Below are 23,367 nucleotides of genomic sequence, written 5' to 3' on the forward strand. Positions count from 1 at the left end.
TGCAAAGCTAGGCACACAAAAAGTGACGGGAGTAGCAGTACTCCTCCAGATGTTCTGGAGCTCAGTACCCAACTGCCCGCACCTTGAGTTCACATCTATAACAATTAGCGTTGGCTAATTGGAACATATTTTTGGTTTACTGGACCTGTATACTCTGCGCGAGGACGGATCAAGCGGTTGTTCTCGTACTGCTCAAGAATATGAGCGGCCCAACCGGATGTACGGCTGATCGCGAAGATCGGCGTGAACAAGTCGCGAGGAATTTCCAACGTTGTGTATACGGATGCCGAGTAGAAGTCTACGTTTGGTTTCAAGCCTTTAAGACCTGTTACCAACTCGTCTGCTTTAATGGACATTTCGTACCATTTCAAGTTGCCCGTCAATTTGCCAAGCTCATAAGACATTTTTTGCAAGTGCTTCGCGCGAGGATCGCCGTTTTTGTATACGCGGTGACCAAAGCCCATGATTTTGTCTTTGCGCTCTAATTTACCGTTGATGTAAGGCACAACATTTTCAACAGTACCGATCTCCTCTAGCATTACCATAACCGCTTCGTTCGCACCACCGTGAAGAGGTCCTTTAAGCGTACCGATCGCAGAAGTGATACCGGAGTAGATATCTGTCAATGTTGCTACTGTTACACGCGCTGCAAATGTCGATGCATTCAACTCGTGGTCAGCATGTAGAACTAACGCTTTATCCAAAGCCTCGATAGCTACTTTGTCTGGCTCTTTGCCTGTAAGCTGGAACAAGAAGTTAGCAGCTACGGATGAATATCCAGGGGAAGCAACTGGCTCTTTGCCTTCACGAATACGTGCGAAAGCTGCGATAATACCAGGAATTTGTGCTTGCAGCTTGATCGCTTTACGCACATTGGATTCCATGCTAGCATCATTCGCCTCTTCATCATACAGGGCAAGTGCGGAAACCGCTGTACGAAGCGCGGCCATGGAGTTAACATCTTTCGGGAATGCACGAATAAGGTCAATTACCGCATCAGGTACTTTGCTATATGCGTTCAGGTCGCTTTGCAATTTCTCAAGCTCAGCTTGTGTAGGCAATTTTCCGAACCAAAGTAAATAAATAACTTCTTCAAATGTCGCATTTTCTGCGAGGTCATCAATATCAATCCCGCGATACGTAAGCACACCATCTACAATGGAGCTGATCGACGAGGTTGTGGCTACAATTCCTTCTAAACCTTTGGTTGCAGACATGGGAATCTCTCCTTAGCTACTCTATTAGCAAATTATTGCTGTTTCTACTCTTAATAATAAAGTATTTTACTCGGTAAGTGAACAAACGGGGTCATAGAAGTTCATTATCACTACCATAGAAATTCTTTTTGGCAGCCATTTTACACCATTGTTTTCTTTCGATGCTTCCAAACATACGATACAAGTTTTTGTTAAATTCCTCGAATTATTCAGCATGTGAGGAAAAATTTGTAGACATAGTTGGAGATTGTTACAATGAAACCAATGAATCCGTGAAATGAGTTAAAGAGGAGCGACATTATGAGCAACCATACAACGAGGATCGGCATCATTGATATCGGATCCAACTCGATTCGACTTGTCATTTATGAGATAAATGCCCAAGGAGCTTATCGCGTGGTCAGCGAGCATAAAGATTCCGCAAGACTTAGTGAGCGCATGGGGCCCGATAACATTTTACATAGCACCGATATTCATTCCATCGTTCCCATCTTAACCCACTATGCATTATTATGCCAGTCGCAATTTGTCACAACCGTCCGAGCTGTTGCCACAGCAGCTGTTAGGAATGCGGCCAACACCTTGGAAATCGTACGCGTCCTCGAGGAGAAAACCGGGCTTTGCATTGAGGTTTTGAGCGGATATGAGGAAGCTCGATTCGGATATCTCGGCGTTATCAACTCCATGGATATACGCGATGGTATGATCATCGATATCGGTGGTGGGAGTACCGAGGTCTCCTTAGTCAAGGACCGAGAATTGGTACATACGGTCTCTTTTCCTTTCGGTGCAGTGAATACGACTCGCCAATATATGAAGGGCGCTAACTTAACCGAGCAAGAAATGAGCAATATTCGAAAAATGGTACAAGAAGCGCTAGCCGCTCAGCCTTGGATTTCAAATTCCCCTGAGCTTCCTTTGGTAGGACTGGGAGGGACGATTCGGACACTGGGCAAAATGAGCCGCAAGCGCAACAAATATCCGCTCCAGCTTGCTCATAATTACGTGATGAAGCCAGGGGAGCTTCAAGTATTTTCAACCCTTTTATCCTCGATGCCTATTGAAAAAAGAAAGAAAGTCGATGGCCTCGCCAAAGAACGGGCCGATATTATGGTGCCAGGTTTACTCATTCTGGAGACGATCTTCGAAGCAGCTAAGTCCTCTGCTTGCGTCATAAGCGGGTCCGGCTTGCGCGACGGACTTTTCTTTGAAACCTTGAACTCGAAGCAGCCAATTAAAGCCAATGTGTTGGAAGCGAGCATCAAGAATGTACTAGCACTCCACCCTAATGCCGCCGTCAAGCATGTTCGCCATATCGATGCTTTTGCCATGCAGCTATATGATGCGCTAGGTCCATCAATAGCACTTGAAGCACGCGGCAAGCTAATGCTGCATACCGCTGCGCTTTTGTACCGGATTGGCGTGAGCGTTCATTACTACCAATTCCTCAAGCACTCCGAGTATATGATCCAAGAAGCTCATATTGACGGCTTAAGCCATCGGGAAATTGTCATCGCTTCGCTTATCGCAACCTTCAAAACAAAAAATCGGACTTTGCAGCAGGCTCTTGTGTACAAGGACCTACTGCTGGAATCCGATGTAGACTTAATCGTAAAGTTAGGTGCTATTTTAAAACTTGCCATTGCCTTGGATACTAGTCAAATACAGCCCATTCGAGAGCTCAGTATCCAGCGCCATGAAAAATCGATGAACCTCAAGATGCTCTGTGTCCATAGCCCGCATTTGGAGCTTAAGGAGCTCAACGCCTTTACCAAAGATTTCGAAAAAATTTGGGGACTCAAGCTTACGACTCACGCCGGAGTTTCTTCCATGATGTAATCCGCATCGCCTCGAACTGGCTCCGATAAGGGGTCAGTTCATTTTTTATGCGTGTGTACATCCCATTAGACATGAGTTCTCTCGCTTTGACGTTATCATGGAGAGACACGTTAAGAATTTGAATCATCATTTTCTTCATTTCTCGATCCAAAACAGGACACATCAATTCAATTCTCCGCGTTAAATTACGCGTCATCCAGTCAGCCGAAGATAAGTAGACGTCGACGTGTCCCCCATTTTCGAAATAGTAGATCCTTGAATGCTCCAAAAATCGGTCTACAATGCTCCGAACGGTAATATTCTCACTAAGACCGGGTACGCCTGGCCGCAAGCAGCAAACGCCTCGTATTATAAGCTCAATCTTCACGCCAGCCTGTGACGCCGCGTATAGCGCATCAACCATCTCTTGATTGGATAGGGAGTTCATTTTGGCAATAATCCGAGCAGGACGACCTGCTTTAGCATGCGCAGATTCACGTGCGATGAGTTCGAACAGCTTATCTTTCAAATCCGTTGGAGCAACCGCGAACGATTGCCAATCATGGGGTGCTGAGTATCCCGTTATCTCATTGAAAAGTGCAGAAGCGTCTTCTCCAATGACACTGTTCGAAGTGAACAATCCAACGTCGGTATATAACTTAGCCGTACTGTCATTGTAGTTACCTGTACCGACATGGACATAACGACGAAGCGTATTCTCCTCCTGCCGTACGACAAGTGTGATTTTCGCATGTGTTTTGAGTCCGACTAGTCCGTAAACCACGTGGCAGCCCGATTTCTCAAGCATCCTAGCCCACGCAATATTTCGCTCTTCATCGAACCTGGCCTTCAGCTCGACAACCACCGTCACTTGCTTCCCGGATTCTGCCGCTCTCGCCAAAGCCTGAATAATGGGTGATTTACCGCTTGCCCGGTACAGCGTCATTTTAATTGCCAATACGTGTGGATCATAAGCGGCATGGACGATAAAGTCCGTAACTGCATCAAACGTCTCGTACGGGTGATGCACAAGGACATCTTTCGTTTTAAGAATATTGAAAAAGTCAGATGCGTCAGCCGTATCTTCGAACTCGATTGGATATTTGGCAGCAATACGCGGATAGCGAAGGTTATCAAAGCCATTCAACGTGTTCGCAAGCTTCATAAAGTACGTGATGTCCAGAGGGCCATCAATCTCAAAGATTTGTTCCTCAATCTCGAACTCATCTTGCAATTGAGCCAAAGCATACGGATGTATCCCCTCTTGGACCTCCAGTCTCACAGGAGAGCCCCAGCGTCTGCGCCTAAGCTCCTTTTCGATCTCTTCCAGCAAATCCTCTGCGCCCTCTTCGTTGAGCGTTAAATCCGCATTACGCGTCACTCGGAAGCCATGCACGGAAATCGGGATGTACCCGCTGAATAAAGACTGAATATGGTGCTCGATCAGCTCCTCTAGGAGGATAAACTCGGTCTTTTTACTATTTGAACGGGTTGGAACAGGTATGCACCGCGATAAATTGCTAGGAATTTGAACGATTGCGAAGAAAGGCTCCTCATCCAGATCCTCTCCCTCACGCACAAGCAACACGGCCAAATATAACGATTGATTATGTACTAGTGGAAATGGACGACTTTGATCGACTGCCATCGGAGTAAGCACTGGAAAAATAATATCATGATAATAAGCATCCATGGCTTTCTTCTGTGACGTATTCAGATCTTCGTATTCAGTGAATAGAATGCCCTCTTTGGTTAAAAGCCGCGTTACTTCACGATACGTTTTGTACTGCTCTGTTACCATTTTCGCTGTGCGCTTCATAATTCTTTTAATGAGTCCAGCCGGTGTGTAGCCGGTAAAATCTTTTTTCGTATAACCAGCCTTAATCTGATCCTTGAGTCCTGCGACACGAACACTCATGAATTCATCGAGATTGCTCGACACGATCGACAGAAATTTCACACGCTCCAGCAGTGGTGTGCTCGCATCTTGCGCCTCTTCAAGCACACGCCAATTGAACTCAATCCAGCTCAAATCACGATTAATGTACTTGGTTGAAATTTCTTTGACTTCTTTGTGTTCTTTTACTTCCTTCAGGTCTGGTTCGCGCGCAATACTCATAAATCCTCCAGTAATTTTCCTTTTTTTAGTGATCTAGTATCTTTATTGTACTATGGGTCTTAGGGAGCGACAATCCAATTCCCTGTATTTCAATATATTAAGATTTTGTAAATATCATACTATTTCCGTATTTATCCATGTTCATGTTACAATAATATTGACTTATAACAAGGAGTGATTCCTACCATGGGTATCCTAAATCCGCGCTTAGTTCACCAAATATTCAGGGGCATATGGGTGGCAATTATTGTCTTTTTGCTGGCCCTAGCCTTTTACTATATCATCCCACTGATTTACCCCTTTATTTTTGGTTGGATTATTGCACTTATGCTCAATCCGCTTGTGAATTTCTTTCAGTTCAAATTAAAGCTGCCCAGATGGCTGTCTGTCACGTTATCTATGCTCATCTTCCTCGCTGCGATGGTCACCATCATCACGTTACTGGTGGCCAACATCGTCGTAGAGCTAGGCTCCCTTGCGGATACGATCCAACTGCAAATTAACCGCTGGGTAGAGGAATTTAATGTTTTCATTAATTCGATCACCTTCCAACAATGGATTGAGCGCGTGAATGAGTTTTTTGAAAATAATCCGAAATATCAGGAGACGGTTAACACCAATCTCTCGTCTACAGCAGGTTCAATTGCTGACATTAGCAAATTGGTTATTACTTATACGTTTGCGGCACTCAAAGCCTTCTTGACCTCACTTCCTAATATCGCAACGATCACCATCATTGTGATGCTGGCCACCTTTTTCATCAGTAAGGATTGGTATGGGTTGATCAAGCGTTATAAGGGCATCTTCTCAGACGTGATTGTTAAAACAACAAAGCTCATCCGCACTGATTTGCAAAAAGCGTTGTTCGGTTATATGAGAGCTCAACTGATCCTTGTTTCACTTACTGCGTTAGTTGTGATCATCGGCTTGCTTATACTCCGTGTTGATTATGCGATCACCATTGGTTTGTTAACGGGATTAGCTGACCTGATGCCGTATCTGGGTACAGGCGCCGTCATGGTGCCGTGGATTCTGTATGTTTTCTTCGCACAAGGAAATATCATGCTTGGCATCGGGCTTAGTGTTCTGTACGGAGTAATTGTAATCGCGCGGCAAATTATGGAGCCCAAGGTATTAGCCTCCTCCGTCGGCCTAGACCCGCTGGCAACACTCATAGCCATGTTTGTAGGGTTAAAGCTTTTCGGGCTGTTAGGACTCATCGTCGGGCCTGTATCGCTGATCCTCATCACTGCCTTCTACCGCGCGAATATCTTCCACGATATCGCAGCATACATACATAAAGGCTCGGCACCTCCGAAATAGGAGGATGACCGAGCCTTTGGTTTGATGAAAGCTTATCGGCGACGAATGATGTGCATGTTACCTTTTCCAATTTGTTTGCGAATGATGGCCAGCAGCAATACTTTAAAGATCGGTCTTGTATACGGAAACACGAGCAAGAAACCTAAGATATCCGTGATGAAGCCCGGTGTAATCAGCAAAATCCCGCCAAGGAAAATACAAATCCCATCCAAAATTTGCTGTGCGGGCAGCTGACCTTGCGACCACTCAAACTTCGCATATTCCATCACCTTGCGTCCCTCACGCTTAGCAAAGTATGCTCCTAAGAAACCGCTCGCTATGATTAACAGGAAGGTCATCCAGCCTCCCACAAGATGTCCAAGCATGATTAACATCGTAATTTCAATCGCTGGCACAAGAATAAAAATAGCAAGAATCCAACGAAACATAAGTTCAGCCTCCCTCGGTATACTTCGCAATGAGCTGCCATAATTCTGGCGCTTCCTTCTCTATACGTACGGGCCGCCAAGAAGGATTCACCCAAACATGTCCAGATGTTCCCGTCACCAGTAATTCTTCGGTAAGATCATCATGAATTCTGCGAATTTCATACGTAAATTGCAGCCGTACGCCGCTCATTTGTGATACCTGTGTATAAATGCCGATGACATCATCGTAGCGCGCAGGCTTCTTAAATTTAAGATCGGCTTCCGTCACAGGCAAAAGCAGGCCCATTTCCTCGATTTTTCGATAAGGATACCCTAGGGAGCGAATCAGCTCTGTCCGGCCAATTTCAAACCAAGTTAAATAGTTGGCATGGTACACAACCCCCATTTGATCCGTTTCCTGATACCGCACACGCAGCTGATGATGATGCCACTGTTCCTGACTCATGATACATCCTCCCGATAGGTCTTAATAATTCTATTATAAGACGCAAAAAAAGAGTGAAGCAAGATTACTCTCGCTCCACTCTCTGATATCACTTACAGAACGCTCGCTTGACCTGAGTAGATAACGCCTACTTCTGGGTAAATCGAAACTTCTGTGCCGTCTTTAATTAATTCAACTGCGTTTTCCACGCCTACGATAACTGGAATTCCAAGGCTAAGTGCAACGACTGCCGCGTGAGACGTAATGCCGCCTACTTCGGTAATCAAAGCAGAAGCTCTTTGAACAGCCGGCATGTACTCTTTGTCCGTTGAAACTGTAACAAGTACTGCACCGTCAACCATTTTCGCATTCGCTTCTTCTGGTGTACGAGCTGTTACAACAGTACCCGTTGCTGTTTGCATACCGATGCCTGTTCCTTTGGCAATCATTTCACCAACGTGATGAACTTTAATCAAGTTCGTTGTTCCAGAGCGGCCAACTGGCACGCCTGCTGTGATAACAACGATGTCGCCCAGGGAAACGATGCCTGTTTTGATGGAGCTGTCTACCGCAAGGTTGAATAGCTCATCTGTTGTTTTCGCTTGTGTTCCTAGTACAGGGATAACACCCCATACAAGGGATAAACGGCGAATCACTTGCTCACTCGGTGTAACCGCAATGATCGGGGACTTCGGACGGTATTTGGAAACCATACGCGCTGTGTAGCCACTTTCTGTTGCTGTCAGGATCGCTTTCGCGCCTAGCTCCAATGCGGAGTTTGCTACCGCTTGGGAGATCGCTTCTGTCACCGTAACTTGTTGTGCTTGCGCTTGACGAAGGAAAATTTCTTTATATTCCAAAGCCGCTTCTGCGCGCTCAGCAATACGAGCCATCGTTTCAACGGACTCAACTGGGTATTTTCCAGCTGCTGTTTCGCCGGACAACATCACAGCATCCGTACCGTCGAATACCGCATTCGCTACGTCACTTGCTTCCGCACGTGTAGGACGCGGGTTACGCTGCATGGAATCCAACATCATCGTAGCGGTAATAACCGGTTTACCTACGATGTTACATTTTTTGATCATTTGCTTTTGAACAACTGGAACGTCCTCAGCTGGAATCTCAACACCGAGATCTCCACGAGCAACCATCAGACCGTCGGAAACTTCAAGAATTTCGTCGAGGTTGTCAACGCCTTCTTGGTTTTCGATTTTACTAATGATTTGAATGTGCGAAGCATTGTGGCGCTCCAACAATTCACGGATTTCCATGACGTCGCTAGCTTTACGCACGAAAGAAGCTGCGATGAAATCTACACCTTGTTCGATACCGAACACGATATCATTCGCATCTTTTTCTGTGATACCTGGCAAGGAGATTTTCACACCTGGTACGTTAACGCCTTTTTTACTTTTGATCGTTCCGCCGTTTACGATGCGGCATTCGATCTCTGTTCCACGAATATCAACAACCGTAAGACCGATCAAACCGTCATCGATTAGAATTGTGGATCCAACTTCAACGTCACGCGGCAGATCCGAATATGTCACAGAGATGCGGTCTGCATCCCCAAGAATTTCTTCTGTCGTCAAAATGATGTGCTTGTCCTGAACAAGCTCAATTGGCTCTTCTTTTAGCTTACCTGTACGGATTTCTGGACCTTTGGTGTCTAGCAAAATAGCAGCTACTTTGCCTGTCTCAGCGGATGCAGCGCGAAGGTTGCGGATACGTGCACCGTGCTCCTCAAAATCTCCGTGGGAGAAGTTAAGACGAGCTACGTTCATGCCCGCTACTAGAAGTTTTTTCAAATTCTCTTGTGATTCGCTTGCTGGTCCTATGGTACAGACAATTTTCGTTTTACGCATGGTTACTGTTACCCTCCTGAGTGAATGTGAACCGACCAATATCTCTGAATCTCCGATAACGGTCATCGAGCAGCTCCTGTTCGTTCAAACTTAGCAGTTGCTGAAGCTGTTCCCAGATCGCTGATTTAATGTGTTCGGCTTGTGTGGCCAAATCCCGGTGAGCGCCACCCTTGGGCTCAGGTATGATCCCATCAATGACACCAAGTTCAAGGATATGATCGGCCGTAATTTTCATTGCTTCTGCTGCGGCTAATGCTTTAGAAGCATCTTTATAAAGAATCGAAGCCGCGCCTTCCGGGCTAATAACCGAATAGATCGCATTCTCCAACATTAACACCTTATTGCCTAAACCTAATGCCAAGGCACCGCCACTGCCGCCTTCTCCGATGACGATACAAATGATCGGCACACGAAAAGAGGCCATTTCCAGCAGATTTCTGGCAATCGCTTCTCCTTGACCGCGCTCTTCCGCAGCATTCCCAGGGAATGCTCCCTTCGTATCGATAAAGGTTACGATAGGACGTTTGAACTTATTCGCTTGACGCATCAAGCGCAGCGCTTTACGAAACCCTTCCGGATGCGGACATCCGAAATTGCGAGCAATATTATCCTTCGTGTCTTTCCCTTTTTGATGACCAACAACCGTGACGGGAACCCCGTTCAGCTTCGCTAATCCACCAACAATAGCAAGGTCATCGCCATATAAGCGATCACCATGGAATTCGATGAAATCCGTGAAAATCGTATTGATATAGTCAATCGTCGTCGGTCTTTGCGGATGGCGAGCCAACTGCATTTTCTCCGCAGACGTCATCGTCGTATAGAGCTCATCTTCAAGCTGAGCATATCTTTCTTCTAGTCGGCGAATTTCCTCTGAAAAGTCGATTTGCTTCTCTGCCCCAAATTTACGCAGTTCGGCAATTTTACTTTTTAGTTCCGCCAGTGGCTGTTCAAACGGCATTTCACCCGCCATAAGTCGGCTCCTCCTTCGTTCCGTGCATGTCGAGCAGCTTAATTAACGTCGGTCTCATATCCTTGCGGCAGACGACCTTGTCGAGCTGACCATGCTCGAGATTGAATTCAGATGTTTGGAAATTATCAGGCAGCTTCTGCTTAATGGTTTGCTCGATAACACGGCGTCCCGTAAAACCAAACGAAGCAGCCGGTTCTGCAATAATAATATCGCCAAGCATCGCAAAGCTCGCCGAAACTCCGCCAAAAGTCGGATCCGTAATAATCGATATGAATAATCCGCCTTCTTCGCTAAGCTTGGACAATGCTGCGCTAGTTTTGGCCATTTGCATAAGGCTGAGAATACTTTCTTGCATACGTGCGCCACCAGATGTGGAGTAAATGAGAATCGGAAGCTTTTTCTCAATCGCAATTTCGACGGCTCTCGTCATTTTCTCTCCGACAACGGAACCTAGCGAGCCTCCCATAAAATCAAAGCTCATCGCAGCAACGATAACCGGATATCCGCCAATCGTTCCTTGACCCGTAAGAATCGCATCCTGAAGCTTCGTTGCGTTCTTAGCTTTGTCCAATTTCTCGACGTAATCAGGGAACTGCAGGGGATCCTCTGAGATCATGTCCGTATCAAATTCAACAAATTGACCTTCATCGAGCGTAAGTTGGATCCGTTCGGATGCGCTTAATCGATAATGATAGCCGCAAGCCGTACACACTTTCAGGTTCTTCTCAAGCTCTTTGCTTGTCTGAATCGTGCCACACTTGGGACATTTATTCATTAAACCCTCAGGAATCTCTCTTTTCGTTCTCTCGGAAGGAATCGTTGCATATTTTCGCTTTTGAAATAAATCCTTTAGCACATTTCCACCTCTACTTGGCTATGACCTATATTCCTTGACAAGCCACGATTCTTAGTTCTACTTTTACTATCTATGTAAAATAGAATTGAGCACTTCTTGTACTTCTTCCAACTCCCCTTCGGGAACAACAATTTCAAATTGATTTTTGGATAAAGAGATGCCCCGTACTTGTACGAGAAAACCTTCTTCCGTCAGCCTCTGTTTAATACGCTCTGCAATTTTCGCAGTAGGAGCTATATAGATCACCGTCCACATGAATAAACCTCCTATGACGTGCAACTACAACCACTAAGGCAACTAAGCTATGACGATAATAACATCCTTTATACGCATAGGAACACACAATGCAATAATGATAGCATAATTCCACTTTTGCCCGCAACAGAGCACATCTATGAAAAAAGTAAAGCCTGAACTATTAAGGCTTAGTCCAGACGTTGTTTAGAGCTATAATCAGGCGCATGCTCATTCTGGTGAGCGATTCTGGCTGATGCTGCTGCGGCTAATCCACAGACTAAATCATCTAGAAAAACATGTACAGCGCTGCGGTCATCGTTCAACGCGCGAATAATTCCTATTTTTTCCTTATCTAAATAGCCAAAGCTGGTTAACCCAATCATGCCGTAAACATGTACAATGCCCAGTGCCAGGGTCTCGTCTACACCGTATAGCGGTTCATCGACCTCAAGAATAGATTGCAGCGGCTCTGGCAGCAGCTTCTTCTCCGCTAATTCATCCAGCGCGATCCCCGTATAGAGGGTATATTGCACTTCGCGCTTTGAAAGCACGGCCATCACACTATCGACACATTCTTCAAGCGTGAGTTGATCATTATACGGCTTCTGCAGCTTGTATACAATTTCTGAGACTTGATCCACGGACACGCCGCGTTTCTGGAGCAGCTGAATCATGTGTTGTTCGGTCATAAATCCTCCTCCTAGCAATGGGATGCTGATATGAAAAGAAAGCCGGGTTCCTATTCATATGCGGAGGAAGTTATGTTTACCACAAGAGAAACAAACGATTGAGATTTTCTATTTCACTCGGACCGAATCTTTCCCCATGATCGTTTCGATCATGCGCATCAAATCCTTGGATGGATCGACCCGATACTGGTCGCTCAAGGCCAACAGTTTGTTGCTGCTTTCATAGAAAAGCGCAACTGCGAGCTGGCCCTTATGCAGCTTAAGCAGCGCCTTCAGCTGCAAGAGCTTATCCGGCTGCTCACAGTCAGCCGTGATCTTGACGAACACGCGCTGCGGCTTCGCCTCAGCAGCGGGCTGCGGTGCAGGAGCGGCACTGCGCGCGACGCTCTGCGGGGCAGCCGTGCGCGGCGCACGATCCCTGACGTCGTCAGGGGATCGTCGCTGTGCCGCAGGCTGCCTGCGAAGCCGCTGGACGGCCTCCGGGTCGTCCAGCGCGGCCAGCTGCTCCGCGAGCAGCTTGGGCGGGTCCTCGTCCTGCAGCTGCAGCTTCGCGCGGATGAGGACGAGCCTGCCCTTCTGCACGAGCGGAGCCGACTTCTTCCAGGTCTCGGGGAACAAGACCACCTCGACCTTATCAATGCGATCCTCCAGCTCCATGAATGCCATGGGATCGCCTTTTTTGGTTACGATCGTCTTGTTCGAGAGGATCATCCCTGCTACTAGGACATCGCTATGGTCTGGCAGTTCAGTTAGCTGATGCAGCATAACGGCATCGAGCTCTGCGAGCTGCTCCGCGTAAGCGTCCAGCGGATGGCCGGAGATATACATGCCGAGCAGCTCTTTCTCCAGCTCTAGCTGCTTGGATGGCGGCATCGGAGGGATGTTCGGCACCTCAACTTCCCAATTCGGCTCTTCAACGAAGCCGAAAAGGTGCAGCTGCAGATCATCCCTTTCTTTGCGCCATTTCGTAGCGGAAGCGATCGTTTCATCGAGGATCGCGAGATGTTGAGCGCGGTGACCGCCGAGCGAATCGAACGCGCCTCCTTGGATGAGCGATTCCACCACGCGTTTATTACATACGCGGAGATCGACCCTGCGGCAAAAATCAAGCAGGCTCTCAAAAGGAGCTTTCTTTCTCTCGCTTAGAATGGCATCGATGGCTTGTGTGCCGACATTCTTAATCGCGGCCAAGCCGAATCGGATCGCTCCGGCGCTCGAATCCGGCGTAAACACCGTTCCGCTGCCATTCACATCGGGAGGCAGAACAGCGAGCTTCACACGTCGACACTCGTCTACGTACTCAGCCACCTTGCGATGATTCCCCATAACGGCGGTTAACATCGAAGCCATGAAATAGATCGGATAATGCGCCTTCAGGTACGCTGTTTGGAATGCCAGTACCCCGTACGCCGTCGCATGCGCGCGCGGGAAGCCGTAATCGGCAAAACGCACGATCATATCGTACACATGATTCGCCTCATCGGCCCCAAATCCTTGTCGCAAGCTGCCCGCGACGAAATGCGTCCGTTCTTCGTCGAGTACTTCCCGCTTCTTTTTAGAAACAGCTCTACGCAATAAATCCGCTTCCCCCAAACTAAAACCAGCCATAGAGGACGCAATCTGCATAATTTGTTCTTGATAAACGATAATCCCATAAGTGTCACGTAGAATCGGTTCCAACGTAGGATGCGGATAAACGACCTCCACCTGACCATGCTTACCGGCAATATATTTTGGTATAAATTCCATCGGACCTGGACGGTACAAGGCTAAGACGGAAATAATATCTTCAAATTCAGACGGTTTCAAGTCCTTTAGCACCTTGCGACAGCCTGTTGACTCCAATTGGAATACGCCTGTTGTTTCCCCTCTGCTGAGCATCTCGTAGGTGACATCATCCGAATCCATATTGAGGAGGTCGAAATTAATGTGAACCTCTTCCAGCTGACTGAGCCAATCCACCGTACGCTCAATAATGGAAAGGGTCCTGAGGCCTAAGAAATCCATTTTAAGCAGTCCAATCGCTTCTAAATGCTCCATGGTATACTGCGTGAGCGCCGTCTGCGTCGTGCCTTCCTGCAGAGGTACATAGTGCGTCAGAGGCTCGCGGGAAATGACAACACCAGCAGCATGCGTAGAAGCATGTCGCGGCATCCCTTCAACACGCATCGCCATCTCCAATAGTTCCGCGGTCTTAGGCTGTCTAGCTACCATCCCTTTCAAATCCGAGCTAACTTGAAGAGCTTCCTTCAACGTCATCCCCAGCTGATTGGGAATCGCTTTTGCTGCCCGATCCACATCCCCATAAGGTACGTTAAGAACACGACCAACATCCCGAACCGCAGCCTTCGCCGCCATCGTTCCGAATGTAATAATTTGCGCAACGTGTTCATGCCCATATTTGGCAACGACATAATCAATGACTTCATCCCGTCGCTCATCGCTAAAATCGATATCGATATCCGGCATGGTGATCCGTTCCGGGTTCAAGAACCGCTCGAAGAGCAGCTTATATTGCAGCGGATCGACATTCGTAATACGCAGCACATAAGCAACTAAGCTTCCAGCAGAGGATCCCCGCCCAGGCCCAGTCATGATCGATTTCTCATGCGCGAAACGAATAAAATCCCACACGATCAAGAAATAGTCGGAGAAGCCCATATTTTCAATGACACCGAGTTCATAAGCGAGGCGATCTTCCGCCTGCTTCCTCAAGGGATGGCTTGGATCGTGCCACTCTGGTTTATTGCCATACCGTTGTTCCAATCCTTGCCTGCACAGATCCTGCAAATAGGCAGCAGCGGTTAATTGGGGAGGAATTGGCCTAAAGCTCGGCAAAATCGACTTACCGAACGTCAGTTCGAGGTCACAACGCGAAGCCACTACAGCCGTATTCGTCATCGCTTCTGGCACATGGACGAATAAGCGACGCATTTCTTCTTCGCTTTTCAAATACATCTGACTCGTACCCATCTTGAGCCGATCCGTGTCCTCTACCGTTTTGCCAGTACCTATACAAATAAGAATATCCTGCATCACATGATCCGGCTCTGTGACATAATGCACATCATTCGTCGCGATCAAAGGGATACCGGTTTCTTTGCTCAATTCAATCATGGAAACCATCACTTTTTTCTGCTCGATCATGCCGTGATCTTGAATTTCCAGGAAATAATCGTCTCCGAAAATGCTGCGATAACGCTCGGCCGCTTGACGAGCCTCGTCATACCGATTATGAAGCAAATGTTGGGAAACCTCGCTGCCTAAGCATGAGCTCAAGCAAATCAGACCCTCCGAGTGCAGGGCCAAATGTTCTAAATCAATACGCGGTTTATAGTGAAAGCCCTGTAGATGTGCAATCGACGTGAGCTTCATTAGGTTTTGATAGCCTTTGAAATTTTTGGCAAGCAAAATAAGATGATAAATTGGCTGCTCCTGGCGCGTCCCTTTATCACGAATGGAACCCGCAGTGAAGTAGACCTCACAACCGATAATCGGTTTGATGCCTCGCTGTTTGCAGGCTTTGTAGAAAGCGATCGCCCCATACATGACACCATGATCTGTTAAAGCCAAAGAGGTCATGCCCAGATTAGCCGCTTGTGCAACAAGCTCCTCCATCCGTGCCGCACCGTCTAATAAACTGTATTCACTATGCACATGCAGATGTACAAACGAACTCATCCGTGGGTTCCCCCCTTCTTTTCGTGATTTATTCCTTACATTTTATCATATTGGAGCCAGCCAGTCCCATACAGTAGTAGAGAGAGTTTGTCCTCGCAACTCAGTAGAAAGGAAGCGATTGGTACATGGCTGGCTTTTGGGCAAGTATTATCATGTATTTCTGCATTGCATTTGGGGTTGTATTCGGAGGCAGTATGTTAAGCGGCATCGCAGCCGTATTAACGTTGCAATCTCCCACAGAGAAAATGCTGACCATCTCTGAAAACATTAAGATTTGGGCCATGGTCGCAGCGGTAGGCGGTACCATTGATCCAATCCGTTATATTGAAAGCCATGTGGCCATTGGTCATCTCAATCCAGCAATCAAACAAATTATTTATATTGTCGTTGCTTTCACTGGAGCACAATTCGGCACGGCTCTTATTCAAATGATCTGCAAGGGGGGCCATCAGACTTGAGAGTCCCTCCTTTTGCCCGATATCAACAACTGCTTGCGAGCTTCGGATTATTGCTGTCGGGAGCGATCATTGGGAGCGCCATCTATATGAGCATTCATCAACATACGTATAATGAGTTGTATGTGCAATTGCATAAAGTTTTACAGGAAAAAGACGATCTTAAACTCGATATCGCCAGCTTACAGAAGACGAAGAACAATCAAACCTTAGTGAATGTCATCAATGTCCATCTGGTTCCCAGGAATCAAGATGATCTGATCAGCGAGGATATTCAAAAGGAAATCGAAGGCGATGTCAAAGCTGAACTCAACCTCGTCATCGGTCAAAAAGCAACCTTTGTGCGAGATTCCCAGCCTCTCTACGAGCGTCTGATTACGCAAAGAACATATTTTTTACATGATAAAAAATATGTCATCGAAGTCAAATCCATCGTGCTCATTCAAACTGAATTAACCATTTGGATTACGGCGCAGGAGAAAAAAACATAACGCTATTGGCGGCTCATATTGCAATCCCTTCCCAAAATCGCTAAAGTTAAGGGTAAATTCAACGGTAAGGGACGGATTGTCGCTATGCACGCCATACAATTGACGTTATTTATTCTTATTTGCCTCCTGCTCGGGCTTACCTTGTTCTACAGCATTCGCTCACGTCGCGAGCCAGATGCCGCTAAACGAGGCTTGTATACGGCCCGCATGAATATTTTCATGGGATTGATGCTCGTTCTTATTGCTGTCACGCAGATCTTCTTCTTCAGCGAATCCAGCTTCCGCCGCATCTTCGGCACAGTGCTTGTGTTGATTGGTGTTTTCAATGTTTTCGTCGGCATCCGCAATCACGGGCACTTCGATCGCCAGCTGCGCTAGATGACTTGAGCGGTTAGCATTGCCTTTGAAACCAAGGCTCCCGCATGATATATCTCTACATCGATTTTGCCAAATTTACGGCTCACCTCAATGATGGTGGGTCGTATTTCTATTTTCGAATCAATTTGCAGCGGCTTTAGAAAATAGGTCGACATATTATCCATCACGAGATCACCCTTCTTATGCTCCTGCACAATGCGGTAAGCCGCTTGGGTCATGAGCGTCGTAAGCACCCCTTCGGAAACAGTACCTAAATGATTCGTCATCTGCGGTGTGATTACACCGTGAAAGCGCAGCTTCCCCTTCTCATCTCTCGCTTCTTCCATCCCCGACCAAATCAAGTCCTCAAACGTTTCACCGTTCTGCGGCTGCTTCTGAATGGATTGCATCGCCTTCAGGATATCGCTGCGGTTCAGCACGCCGACGATTTTTCGATTCGTATCCACGACGGGCAAAAGCTCAATCCCTTCCCACACCATCATATGAGCCGCCGAAGCGACTGACGTTTGGGGTGAGACAGTTAAAGGATTCTTCGTCATTAATTTATCTACGGTTTGCTGTGTGCTCGCGCCGACCATATCTTTGGACGTCACGACACCGATAATTCGATTCCATTCATCGACGACGGGAAAGCGGCTGTAGCCCGTATCTTCGGACATCCGCTGCCAATCCTTCAAGGTGCTGTTCGCCTTCAGTGCGAAGAGCGCTGCGCCAGAGGCGAGTATATCTTCCACGAGCATGATTTTCTTTTTGATCAAACGATCGTAAATCGCTCGGTTAATCATGGATGCGACGGTAAACGTATCATAGCTGCTTGAAATAATCGGCAGCTCCAGTTCATCCGCCAGCACTTTGACCTCGGGGCTCGTGTTAAATCCGCCGGTAATTAAGACGCCAGCGCCTTGCTCTAAGGCACACAAGTGCGCTTTGTTGCGGTTACCAACAATAAGTAGGCTGCCCGCTTCAATGTAGCGCATCATCGCATCTTGCTCCATCGCGCCGATGACGAACTTGTGCAGCGTCTTATGAAGCCCCTTCGCCCCGCCCAGCACCTGACCATCCACCATATTTACAACCTCGGCAAAGGTCAGCTTATCAATATTCTGACGCAGCTTCTTCTCCACACGAACGGTTCCGATCCTCTCTTTGGTCGAAACGAGTCCCTGATTCTCCGCCTCTTTAATCGCGCGATAGGCTGTGCCTTCGCTGACTTCCATATTTTTGGCGATTTTGCGCACGGAAATTCGACTGCCCAGCTTCAAATCTTCAATGTGCCGCAAAATCTGCTCATGCTTCGTTAAAGTATCGACCGAATGTGTATCCAACTGTTACACCTCATTTACTAGATCCTGTATTAGTCTGTACTACTAGTATAATCGTTCTAGCGTTTAAGAACAATGAGGCTGGGGAGAAGCAAAAGCATCCAACCCTATAGGATTGGATGCTCCATAATCATTATACCAAACACATGTTCGATGTCAAAGTTTTGCCATAGTTGGCTTATTTGCGGAATTGCAAAAGCTTCCGTCTGCCTTGGACAAGCTGCTCCATTTGCCATTTTTTCATCCGATTGATGCGGAGCTGTTGCTTGCGTTTCTCTTCATCGACACCGAGGATTTGGTGCAAATGCGCGGCAATGATGAGCAATGCCATCACCAGCCAGATAACGCTAAACACCATCGGCAACGATCCTACCTCACGGAAATTTAATTGCGGTATGGAATAAAATAACATGCCGACCGCTAAGCTCATGTACACGACATTTTTGAAGCCCTTCACTCGAACCACACACCCTTCGCTCAAAATAACCTCTACCGATCTCTACCTATTTCCATTGTATGAGACAAGTACTTGATATATGAACGTATGGGCTAGTGAGTCGTCTTATTCCACTTCAAAACCTTGGCTGTTCAGGAAGGCTTTCATATGTTTTCTTGGACGCTGCGCTTTCGCAGCCATTTCTTTGGACCAGGTCGTGTCGACTTTGCCGCCGGTCCGCACGTTCATGTAGTCGCGGATCGTCTCGTCGTACGACTCGACGGCTTGTGTGTCATGCGTATACCGATTCTCGTGGTATACGGCTGTGAGGGGGAGCCGCGGGCGATGCAGCGGCTCTTGATCCGGCATGCCGATGCACATGCCGAAGATCGGGTACACGAGCTGGGGCAGGCCCAGCAGCTCGGATACTTCAGCGGGCTTATTGCGCAGCCCGCCGATATAGCAGACGCCGAAGCCGAGTGACTCGGCGGCGATGGCTGCATTTTGCGCAGCTAATGCAGCTTCGACGGTGGCAATGATGAGATTCTCAGCATTGCCGGTGATTGGCGTGTCCACATGTTGGTGGGCCGCCGCCGCGTAGCGGTGCAGGTCTGCGCACCACACGAGGAACAGCGGACACTCGCTGACGTAGGCTTGGTTGCCAGCTAGCTCGGCTAGCTGGGTCTTCATGTCAGCGTCGGACACGTGGATCACGCTGTACGCTTGCATATTGCTCGAGGTCGAGGCGGCTTGCGCAGACTTTAGGATGGCCTCGCGTTGCTCGATACTTACGGGCTCGTTCGTAAATTTGCGAATGGAGCGATGATTTTGTAGTAGATCAATGATGGCATTCATTCTCTAGATCCACATCCTTTATCTAATTTCTTTCAGTATCCCTGAAAGTATGGTGATTTTCAAATGTACGTCATTATGGAGTACGTCGGGAACTAGGGCTGGTAGTGATACGGTGGCGGGAATGGATGCACAGTGGGGAATGGTACCAGTGCCGAGAAATCAAATCAAAAATGCAAATGAGCATCTTTTTTCCACATTTCAGCCTCAAAACCAGCAAATTAGTGCGATAATACAACCTTTTCCCATGAAAACCCGCTTATTCTGAAAAACATCCTAAAATAAGTGCCTATTTGCACTTCTTCCCTATCACCACAAAAAAACTCCCCCAAAAGATGCCTTTTTGCATTTTTGGGGGAGTTGAGTGTGATTTATGCTAGTTGGGTATATTTCAATTCTCGGTAGCTGGTATGTTACAGTTTTCATGGTAGCTGTAGATTTCAGTTTTCATGATAGTTGGGTGTAATTTAGTTTTTAGGTTAGCTTGTGCAATCTAGTTTTAAGTGAGTTCATAAGTTCTCGCATCTATGACTCACGGGTCCCGCCAACCTACTTCAACAACACTTTCCTACCCTTACGATACAACAACGTCAATATCCAAGGGATCGCCACAATCAGTACAAACACGATACCGTTGTAGAGGTTAAATAATAGAATCGTACCCGGCATGTGGACCTTAAGCTTCCATAATGACAGCAAAGCTGGGTGCATTAAGTAAACGCCGAAGGACATCATTCCAAGGGACACGAAGAATTTGCCAATTCTTTTCCATCTTAGCAAGAGCTCTTTCGCCAGCCAAATCATGCTTACACCGATGCCTAGACTGTACAGCAGCCAAGCGATTTCATACCACGTATTTTCAAAGGAATAGCCTCGAGATGCTAATAAATAAAGCCCTGTGTACACTAAACCACTCGCGATTGAGGATGGAATGACCCACCCTTTGTTGCGATCCAGCCATGCTCGGAAGTTCGCATAATTCATCCCGATGGCACCGCCGACAAGGAAATAGCCGAAATACGTAATACATAGTTCAGGCTTATGATGGATGACACCGAACCAGTGACTGTAGATGTAGACACCAGCTTGAATGGCTAGTCCCCAAAGTGCCAGCGTTTTGCGGAACCATGCCGCTTTTCTTACAGCCCAAACTAGCAGCGGAAACAACAGGTAGAACTGCACGATGATGATCATAAAATACAAATGATAGCCCGAATCTGCCCATTTTAACTGTTCAAAAAACACTTTCAAATCTACTTTTATGGGATGCCCAGGCGTCCATAGCCATGGATTATATATATAGTAGAAAAAGGACCATAGGATATAAGGGACAAGCACTTGCCGCACGCGTTTCCAATAGAAGATACCGGCCTGCTTAGCGCTCCAGTTATCCGCATAAATATAGAACAAGACGATGCCGCTCAAAAAAATGAATACAGGAACAGCAAAATAACTGATTTTGTTCATAAATAAACTAAACAGCTGCGTGCTGCTGCCTTTCAACCCTGGATCCACTGTCCAGTCTGCCGTTACATGAATCATACAAACAGCTAGAATGGAAACGGCTCTGACGATATCAAGCTCCGTGATTTTTGCTTTTGCCATGTCGGTTACGATCCTCATTTCATAATAAATACCCTTTTACTATAGACATTTTCGACATAATTCGCAACAGATTCATTTACATGGAAAAAAGCCCCAACACCGCATTGGGACTTCAACCTTGCTTTGTCTGCCCTGCCCTAACTTGCCGTCTTCGAGTAGAAACCAGGAACCTCATCATCGTTAATCCAACAATCACAATCGCGGACGCCATGTACATAGCCGTAACCCATCCCAATTTGCTATCTGTGCCAAGCAATAGTCCATGCACCATGGATAATATAAAAATCGGATACGATAAGAAATGTAAGGTTAGCCAGAGCTTTCTTTTCAACTTATTTCTAAGATCTGTGGTCAAAATCACTAGCAATAGCCCATACATCGCGAGAGTTCCAATCCCGTTCAATAGTGGATTATGCTTTGCTGTAAAAGGGATGAGGAGCTCCGCCCAGTCGAAAGGCATGAAAGTATCTATAATAAGAAGAACTGTATGCAGGAGAGCGAAGCAGGTTCCAGTTAGATTGGCATACGTATGCCAGCGGAGCAATCGGCCCTTCGTAGGCCCTTTAATCTGAGGATAGCTGTATAGGATACCGAGCGCCATCCCAATAAACAAGACGATGTACGAAAGCAAACCAAAGGTTCGGATGAGCATCCAGGTCGGCAATTCAACGAAAAAATGAATCATAGTTTTCTTGCTCCTTCCAAACCAGTCCAAGTACGCTCCATGCTGCAAAGATGAGGCTGCACATGAAACACATCACCTGCGGCAGTGTACACAATAGCTTCCATACCATGTGTTTTACGCTGAAAAAGGGAAGCTCCTGCTTCGATCCCAAGTATGCATAATGTTTTTGCCCAAACTTCGCAAGCAATCAGATCTGGGCCGACGACCGTACATTGCACAACAGCGGATGTGCTTGGCCGCATCGTACGCGGATCAATCAGATGATGCCGCTCACCTTCACTCGTTCGCCATCGCCTCCGCAAAACACTAGAGGTTGCTACAGCTCCCGTTATAAGCTGAAGCGAAGCTTCTTTGGCCGTATCGGGATCAAACGGATTAGCAATGCCTATGCACCAAGGCTCGTTCTCCGACGCTCCTCCCCACACTACAACATCGCCGCCCGCATTCATGAGCCCTCTGCCTACTTGCCAATCCCAAAGCAATTTATGTGCAACTTGTTGAGCTGTCCAGCTTTTCACAATCCCGCCGAAATCCAGCTGGCATGCTGCAGGGATACGAACGGATTTCATCCAAGGATCCACTTGCAGCGCCAAACCAGTCCCAATAAGGGGAGAATGCTGCTCAAGCTCCACGATCCTATCCTTTACCTTTAATCTCTCAAATGATTGTCCATACCCTGCTTGCTCTAACGCCTGTCCAACACATATGTCAAAAATGCCATCCGTTTGTTCCCTATAATGCCTAGCTAGCTCAAGTACCTCCAACATGCTGTCAGAAACGAGACTCGTCTGCCCGCTTCGCGCATTCAGATACGAGCATTCACTAGTGGAACGAAATCGGCTAAACCGTTGTTCAGCAAGTTCAAAGCCTTCCACGATGGGGACTTCAAGAAGACTTATCGGCGTGTCTTCAGCCAATAGCACCTGCATGTGCGAATTCATTGCCCGAAATGTGAGCTCTTGAAGCATACGGCCATCACCTCCTGTCCATGCAAGCTGTTATGATGCGTGACTTCTGGTGTGCGGCTTTGTTTGTGATGGTGTTTGCCCTTGCGTTGGGGTTTGCCCTTGAAGTGGTGTTTGTCCCTGCAGTGAGGTTTGCCCTTGCGATGGCTTATTGGATTGTAACTGTGGTTGGTTTGGTTGTGTAGCTATGATTGTCGAATTCAGCTTGGCATTTGAGGCTTCGCGAACAGCCCTGAGGAATTCAGGACTTTCTTTCACTTCCTGAAATAAATAGACCACAATCATCGCGCTCACGAGTCCGATGTGCCATTTTGTCCATTTGGAGGATGCTTTCATACCCAATCCATCCCATCTCTTTAAATAAGAAACTAAGCTAATTATACGCGGTTCTCCACCTAAAATCCTGAGTAAACCTTAAAAATAAGCTGAAAACTCCCTGAAGTTATATATGAAGATTGGGCGCTTTCCTTCGGAAGCCTAGGCACAAAGGGAAATATGTCCTCATATGATGGAGTAGTTTACTTTGCTAATACGGTAATACCACT

General features: G+C 47.0%; 22 protein-coding genes. 5 read left to right on the forward strand and 17 right to left on the reverse strand.

Going from position 1 to position 23,367, the window contains the following annotated elements; all coding sequences use genetic code 11:
• Nucleotides 1–104: 104 nt before the first annotated feature.
• Nucleotides 105–1,217, reverse strand: a complete 1,113-nt coding sequence (gene citZ, locus AC58UX_RS08325; protein ID WP_497251341.1) for a citrate synthase — start codon at nucleotides 1,215–1,217, stop codon at nucleotides 105–107.
• A 300-nt stretch (nucleotides 1,218–1,517) separates the two neighbouring features.
• Between citZ and AC58UX_RS08330 the strand changes: the two genes are divergently transcribed.
• Nucleotides 1,518–3,056, forward strand: a complete 1,539-nt coding sequence (locus AC58UX_RS08330) for a Ppx/GppA phosphatase family protein (RefSeq protein ID WP_497251343.1) — start codon at nucleotides 1,518–1,520, stop codon at nucleotides 3,054–3,056.
• On the opposite strand, the gene AC58UX_RS08335 is transcribed toward AC58UX_RS08330, so the two are convergent.
• Nucleotides 3,022–5,154 (reverse strand): RNA degradosome polyphosphate kinase, encoded by a 2,133-nt coding sequence (locus AC58UX_RS08335; RefSeq protein WP_497251345.1) that lies wholly within the window; start codon nucleotides 5,152–5,154, stop codon nucleotides 3,022–3,024. The genes AC58UX_RS08330 and AC58UX_RS08335 overlap by 35 nt on opposite strands.
• 237 nt (nucleotides 5,155–5,391) lie before the next feature.
• Between AC58UX_RS08335 and ytvI the strand changes: the two genes are divergently transcribed.
• Nucleotides 5,392–6,477: a sporulation integral membrane protein YtvI gene (gene ytvI / locus AC58UX_RS08340; RefSeq protein ID WP_497251347.1), complete on the forward strand. Its 1,086-nt coding sequence runs from the start codon at nucleotides 5,392–5,394 to the stop codon at nucleotides 6,475–6,477.
• A gap of 32 nt (nucleotides 6,478–6,509) precedes the next feature.
• Here the strand turns inward: ytvI and AC58UX_RS08345 are convergent, their stop codons facing one another.
• From AC58UX_RS08345 to AC58UX_RS08380, 8 genes are all read right to left on the reverse strand, one after another.
• A complete protein-coding gene (locus AC58UX_RS08345; RefSeq protein ID WP_497251349.1) occupies nucleotides 6,510–6,905 on the reverse strand; it encodes an FxsA family protein in 396 nt (131 codons plus the stop codon).
• A gap of 4 nt (nucleotides 6,906–6,909) precedes the next feature.
• A complete protein-coding gene (locus AC58UX_RS08350) occupies nucleotides 6,910–7,350 on the reverse strand; it encodes an acyl-CoA thioesterase (RefSeq protein ID WP_497251351.1) in 441 nt (146 codons plus the stop codon).
• Between the two features lie 92 nt (nucleotides 7,351–7,442).
• A complete protein-coding gene (gene pyk, locus AC58UX_RS08355) occupies nucleotides 7,443–9,197 on the reverse strand; it encodes a pyruvate kinase (RefSeq protein ID WP_497251353.1) in 1,755 nt (584 codons plus the stop codon).
• Entirely contained in the window at nucleotides 9,190–10,170 is a 981-nt protein-coding gene (locus AC58UX_RS08360) for an acetyl-CoA carboxylase carboxyltransferase subunit alpha (protein ID WP_497251355.1), read from the reverse strand. The genes pyk and AC58UX_RS08360 overlap by 8 nt, the downstream gene beginning before the upstream one ends.
• On the reverse strand, nucleotides 10,160–11,026 hold the full coding sequence (gene accD, locus AC58UX_RS08365; RefSeq protein ID WP_497251357.1) for an acetyl-CoA carboxylase, carboxyltransferase subunit beta: 867 nt from the start codon (nucleotides 11,024–11,026) through the stop codon (nucleotides 10,160–10,162). The genes AC58UX_RS08360 and accD overlap by 11 nt, the downstream gene beginning before the upstream one ends.
• 66 nt (nucleotides 11,027–11,092) lie before the next feature.
• Nucleotides 11,093–11,281, reverse strand: a complete 189-nt coding sequence (locus AC58UX_RS08370) for a hypothetical protein (protein ID WP_028554922.1) — start codon at nucleotides 11,279–11,281, stop codon at nucleotides 11,093–11,095.
• Between the two features lie 170 nt (nucleotides 11,282–11,451).
• Nucleotides 11,452–11,952: a phosphatidylglycerophosphatase A family protein gene (locus tag AC58UX_RS08375; RefSeq protein ID WP_497251360.1), complete on the reverse strand. Its 501-nt coding sequence runs from the start codon at nucleotides 11,950–11,952 to the stop codon at nucleotides 11,452–11,454.
• A 108-nt stretch (nucleotides 11,953–12,060) separates the two neighbouring features.
• Nucleotides 12,061–15,633, reverse strand: a complete 3,573-nt coding sequence (locus tag AC58UX_RS08380; protein WP_497251362.1) for a DNA polymerase III subunit alpha — start codon at nucleotides 15,631–15,633, stop codon at nucleotides 12,061–12,063.
• A 125-nt stretch (nucleotides 15,634–15,758) separates the two neighbouring features.
• Here AC58UX_RS08380 and AC58UX_RS08385 point away from each other — a divergent pair, with 125 nt between their 5' ends.
• From AC58UX_RS08385 to AC58UX_RS08395, 3 genes are all read left to right on the forward strand, one after another.
• Nucleotides 15,759–16,091, forward strand: coding sequence for a YtrH family sporulation protein (locus tag AC58UX_RS08385; protein WP_497251364.1), 333 nt, complete (start codon nucleotides 15,759–15,761; stop codon nucleotides 16,089–16,091).
• On the forward strand, nucleotides 16,088–16,579 hold the full coding sequence (locus AC58UX_RS08390) for a sporulation membrane protein YtrI (protein WP_497251366.1): 492 nt from the start codon (nucleotides 16,088–16,090) through the stop codon (nucleotides 16,577–16,579). The genes AC58UX_RS08385 and AC58UX_RS08390 overlap by 4 nt, the downstream gene beginning before the upstream one ends.
• 84 nt (nucleotides 16,580–16,663) lie before the next feature.
• A complete protein-coding gene (locus AC58UX_RS08395; RefSeq protein ID WP_497251368.1) occupies nucleotides 16,664–16,957 on the forward strand; it encodes a YtpI family protein in 294 nt (97 codons plus the stop codon).
• Here the strand turns inward: AC58UX_RS08395 and AC58UX_RS08400 are convergent.
• The 7 genes from AC58UX_RS08400 to AC58UX_RS08430 all read right to left on the reverse strand — a co-directional run bounded on the left by AC58UX_RS08400 (nucleotide 16,954) and on the right by AC58UX_RS08430 (nucleotide 23,158).
• Nucleotides 16,954–18,282 (reverse strand): DRTGG domain-containing protein, encoded by a 1,329-nt coding sequence (locus AC58UX_RS08400; RefSeq protein ID WP_497251370.1) that lies wholly within the window; start codon nucleotides 18,280–18,282, stop codon nucleotides 16,954–16,956. The two genes, AC58UX_RS08395 and AC58UX_RS08400, sit on opposite strands and share 4 nt — an antisense overlap.
• Nucleotides 18,283–18,457: 175 nt before the next feature.
• Nucleotides 18,458–18,745, reverse strand: a complete 288-nt coding sequence (locus AC58UX_RS08405; protein ID WP_497251372.1) for a hypothetical protein — start codon at nucleotides 18,743–18,745, stop codon at nucleotides 18,458–18,460.
• A gap of 96 nt (nucleotides 18,746–18,841) precedes the next feature.
• A complete protein-coding gene (gene nfsA / locus AC58UX_RS08410) occupies nucleotides 18,842–19,570 on the reverse strand; it encodes an oxygen-insensitive NADPH nitroreductase (RefSeq protein WP_497251374.1) in 729 nt (242 codons plus the stop codon).
• A 546-nt stretch (nucleotides 19,571–20,116) separates the two neighbouring features.
• Nucleotides 20,117–21,172 (reverse strand): acyltransferase, encoded by a 1,056-nt coding sequence (locus AC58UX_RS08415; protein WP_497251376.1) that lies wholly within the window; start codon nucleotides 21,170–21,172, stop codon nucleotides 20,117–20,119.
• Nucleotides 21,173–21,284: 112 nt separating this feature from the next.
• The gene (locus tag AC58UX_RS08420) at nucleotides 21,285–21,857 is read right to left on the reverse strand and encodes a ferric reductase-like transmembrane domain-containing protein (RefSeq protein ID WP_497251378.1); all 573 of its coding nucleotides are present in this window, start codon (nucleotides 21,855–21,857) and stop codon (nucleotides 21,285–21,287) included.
• Nucleotides 21,854–22,825 (reverse strand): FAD:protein FMN transferase, encoded by a 972-nt coding sequence (locus tag AC58UX_RS08425; protein ID WP_497251380.1) that lies wholly within the window; start codon nucleotides 22,823–22,825, stop codon nucleotides 21,854–21,856. Before AC58UX_RS08425 ends, AC58UX_RS08420 begins: the two co-directional genes overlap by 4 nt.
• Nucleotides 22,826–22,855: 30 nt before the next feature.
• Nucleotides 22,856–23,158, reverse strand: coding sequence for a hypothetical protein (locus tag AC58UX_RS08430; RefSeq protein WP_497251382.1), 303 nt, complete (start codon nucleotides 23,156–23,158; stop codon nucleotides 22,856–22,858).
• Between the last annotated feature and the right edge of the window lie 209 nt (nucleotides 23,159–23,367).

It is taken from the genome of Paenibacillus sp. J22P90, from assembly GCF_059692195.1.

What these genes read in the sequence shown, in the direction of transcription:
- AC58UX_RS08345 (WP_497251349.1), bottom strand. Translation starts at nt 6,905, where the DNA reads ATGTTTCGTTGGATTCTTGCTATTTTTATTCTTGTGCCAGCGATTGAA.
- AC58UX_RS08330 (WP_497251343.1), top strand. Translation starts at nt 1,518, where the DNA reads ATGAGCAACCATACAACGAGGATCGGCATCATTGATATCGGATCCAAC.
- AC58UX_RS08395 (WP_497251368.1), top strand. Translation starts at nt 16,664, where the DNA reads ATGCACGCCATACAATTGACGTTATTTATTCTTATTTGCCTCCTGCTC.
- AC58UX_RS08420 (WP_497251378.1), bottom strand. Translation starts at nt 21,857, where the DNA reads ATGATTCATTTTTTCGTTGAATTGCCGACCTGGATGCTCATCCGAACC.
- pyk (WP_497251353.1), bottom strand. Translation starts at nt 9,197, where the DNA reads ATGCGTAAAACGAAAATTGTCTGTACCATAGGACCAGCAAGCGAATCA.
- AC58UX_RS08430 (WP_497251382.1), bottom strand. Translation starts at nt 23,158, where the DNA reads ATGAAAGCATCCTCCAAATGGACAAAATGGCACATCGGACTCGTGAGC.
- AC58UX_RS08380 (WP_497251362.1), bottom strand. Translation starts at nt 15,633, where the DNA reads ATGAGTTCGTTTGTACATCTGCATGTGCATAGTGAATACAGTTTATTA.
- AC58UX_RS08385 (WP_497251364.1), top strand. Translation starts at nt 15,759, where the DNA reads ATGGCTGGCTTTTGGGCAAGTATTATCATGTATTTCTGCATTGCATTT.
- AC58UX_RS08375 (WP_497251360.1), bottom strand. Translation starts at nt 11,952, where the DNA reads ATGACCGAACAACACATGATTCAGCTGCTCCAGAAACGCGGCGTGTCC.
- AC58UX_RS08350 (WP_497251351.1), bottom strand. Translation starts at nt 7,350, where the DNA reads ATGAGTCAGGAACAGTGGCATCATCATCAGCTGCGTGTGCGGTATCAG.
- nfsA (WP_497251374.1), bottom strand. Translation starts at nt 19,570, where the DNA reads ATGAATGCCATCATTGATCTACTACAAAATCATCGCTCCATTCGCAAA.
- AC58UX_RS08360 (WP_497251355.1), bottom strand. Translation starts at nt 10,170, where the DNA reads ATGGCGGGTGAAATGCCGTTTGAACAGCCACTGGCGGAACTAAAAAGT.
- AC58UX_RS08335 (WP_497251345.1), bottom strand. Translation starts at nt 5,154, where the DNA reads ATGAGTATTGCGCGCGAACCAGACCTGAAGGAAGTAAAAGAACACAAA.
- AC58UX_RS08425 (WP_497251380.1), bottom strand. Translation starts at nt 22,825, where the DNA reads ATGCTTCAAGAGCTCACATTTCGGGCAATGAATTCGCACATGCAGGTG.
- AC58UX_RS08415 (WP_497251376.1), bottom strand. Translation starts at nt 21,172, where the DNA reads ATGGCAAAAGCAAAAATCACGGAGCTTGATATCGTCAGAGCCGTTTCC.
- AC58UX_RS08370 (WP_028554922.1), bottom strand. Translation starts at nt 11,281, where the DNA reads ATGTGGACGGTGATCTATATAGCTCCTACTGCGAAAATTGCAGAGCGT.
- citZ (WP_497251341.1), bottom strand. Translation starts at nt 1,217, where the DNA reads ATGTCTGCAACCAAAGGTTTAGAAGGAATTGTAGCCACAACCTCGTCG.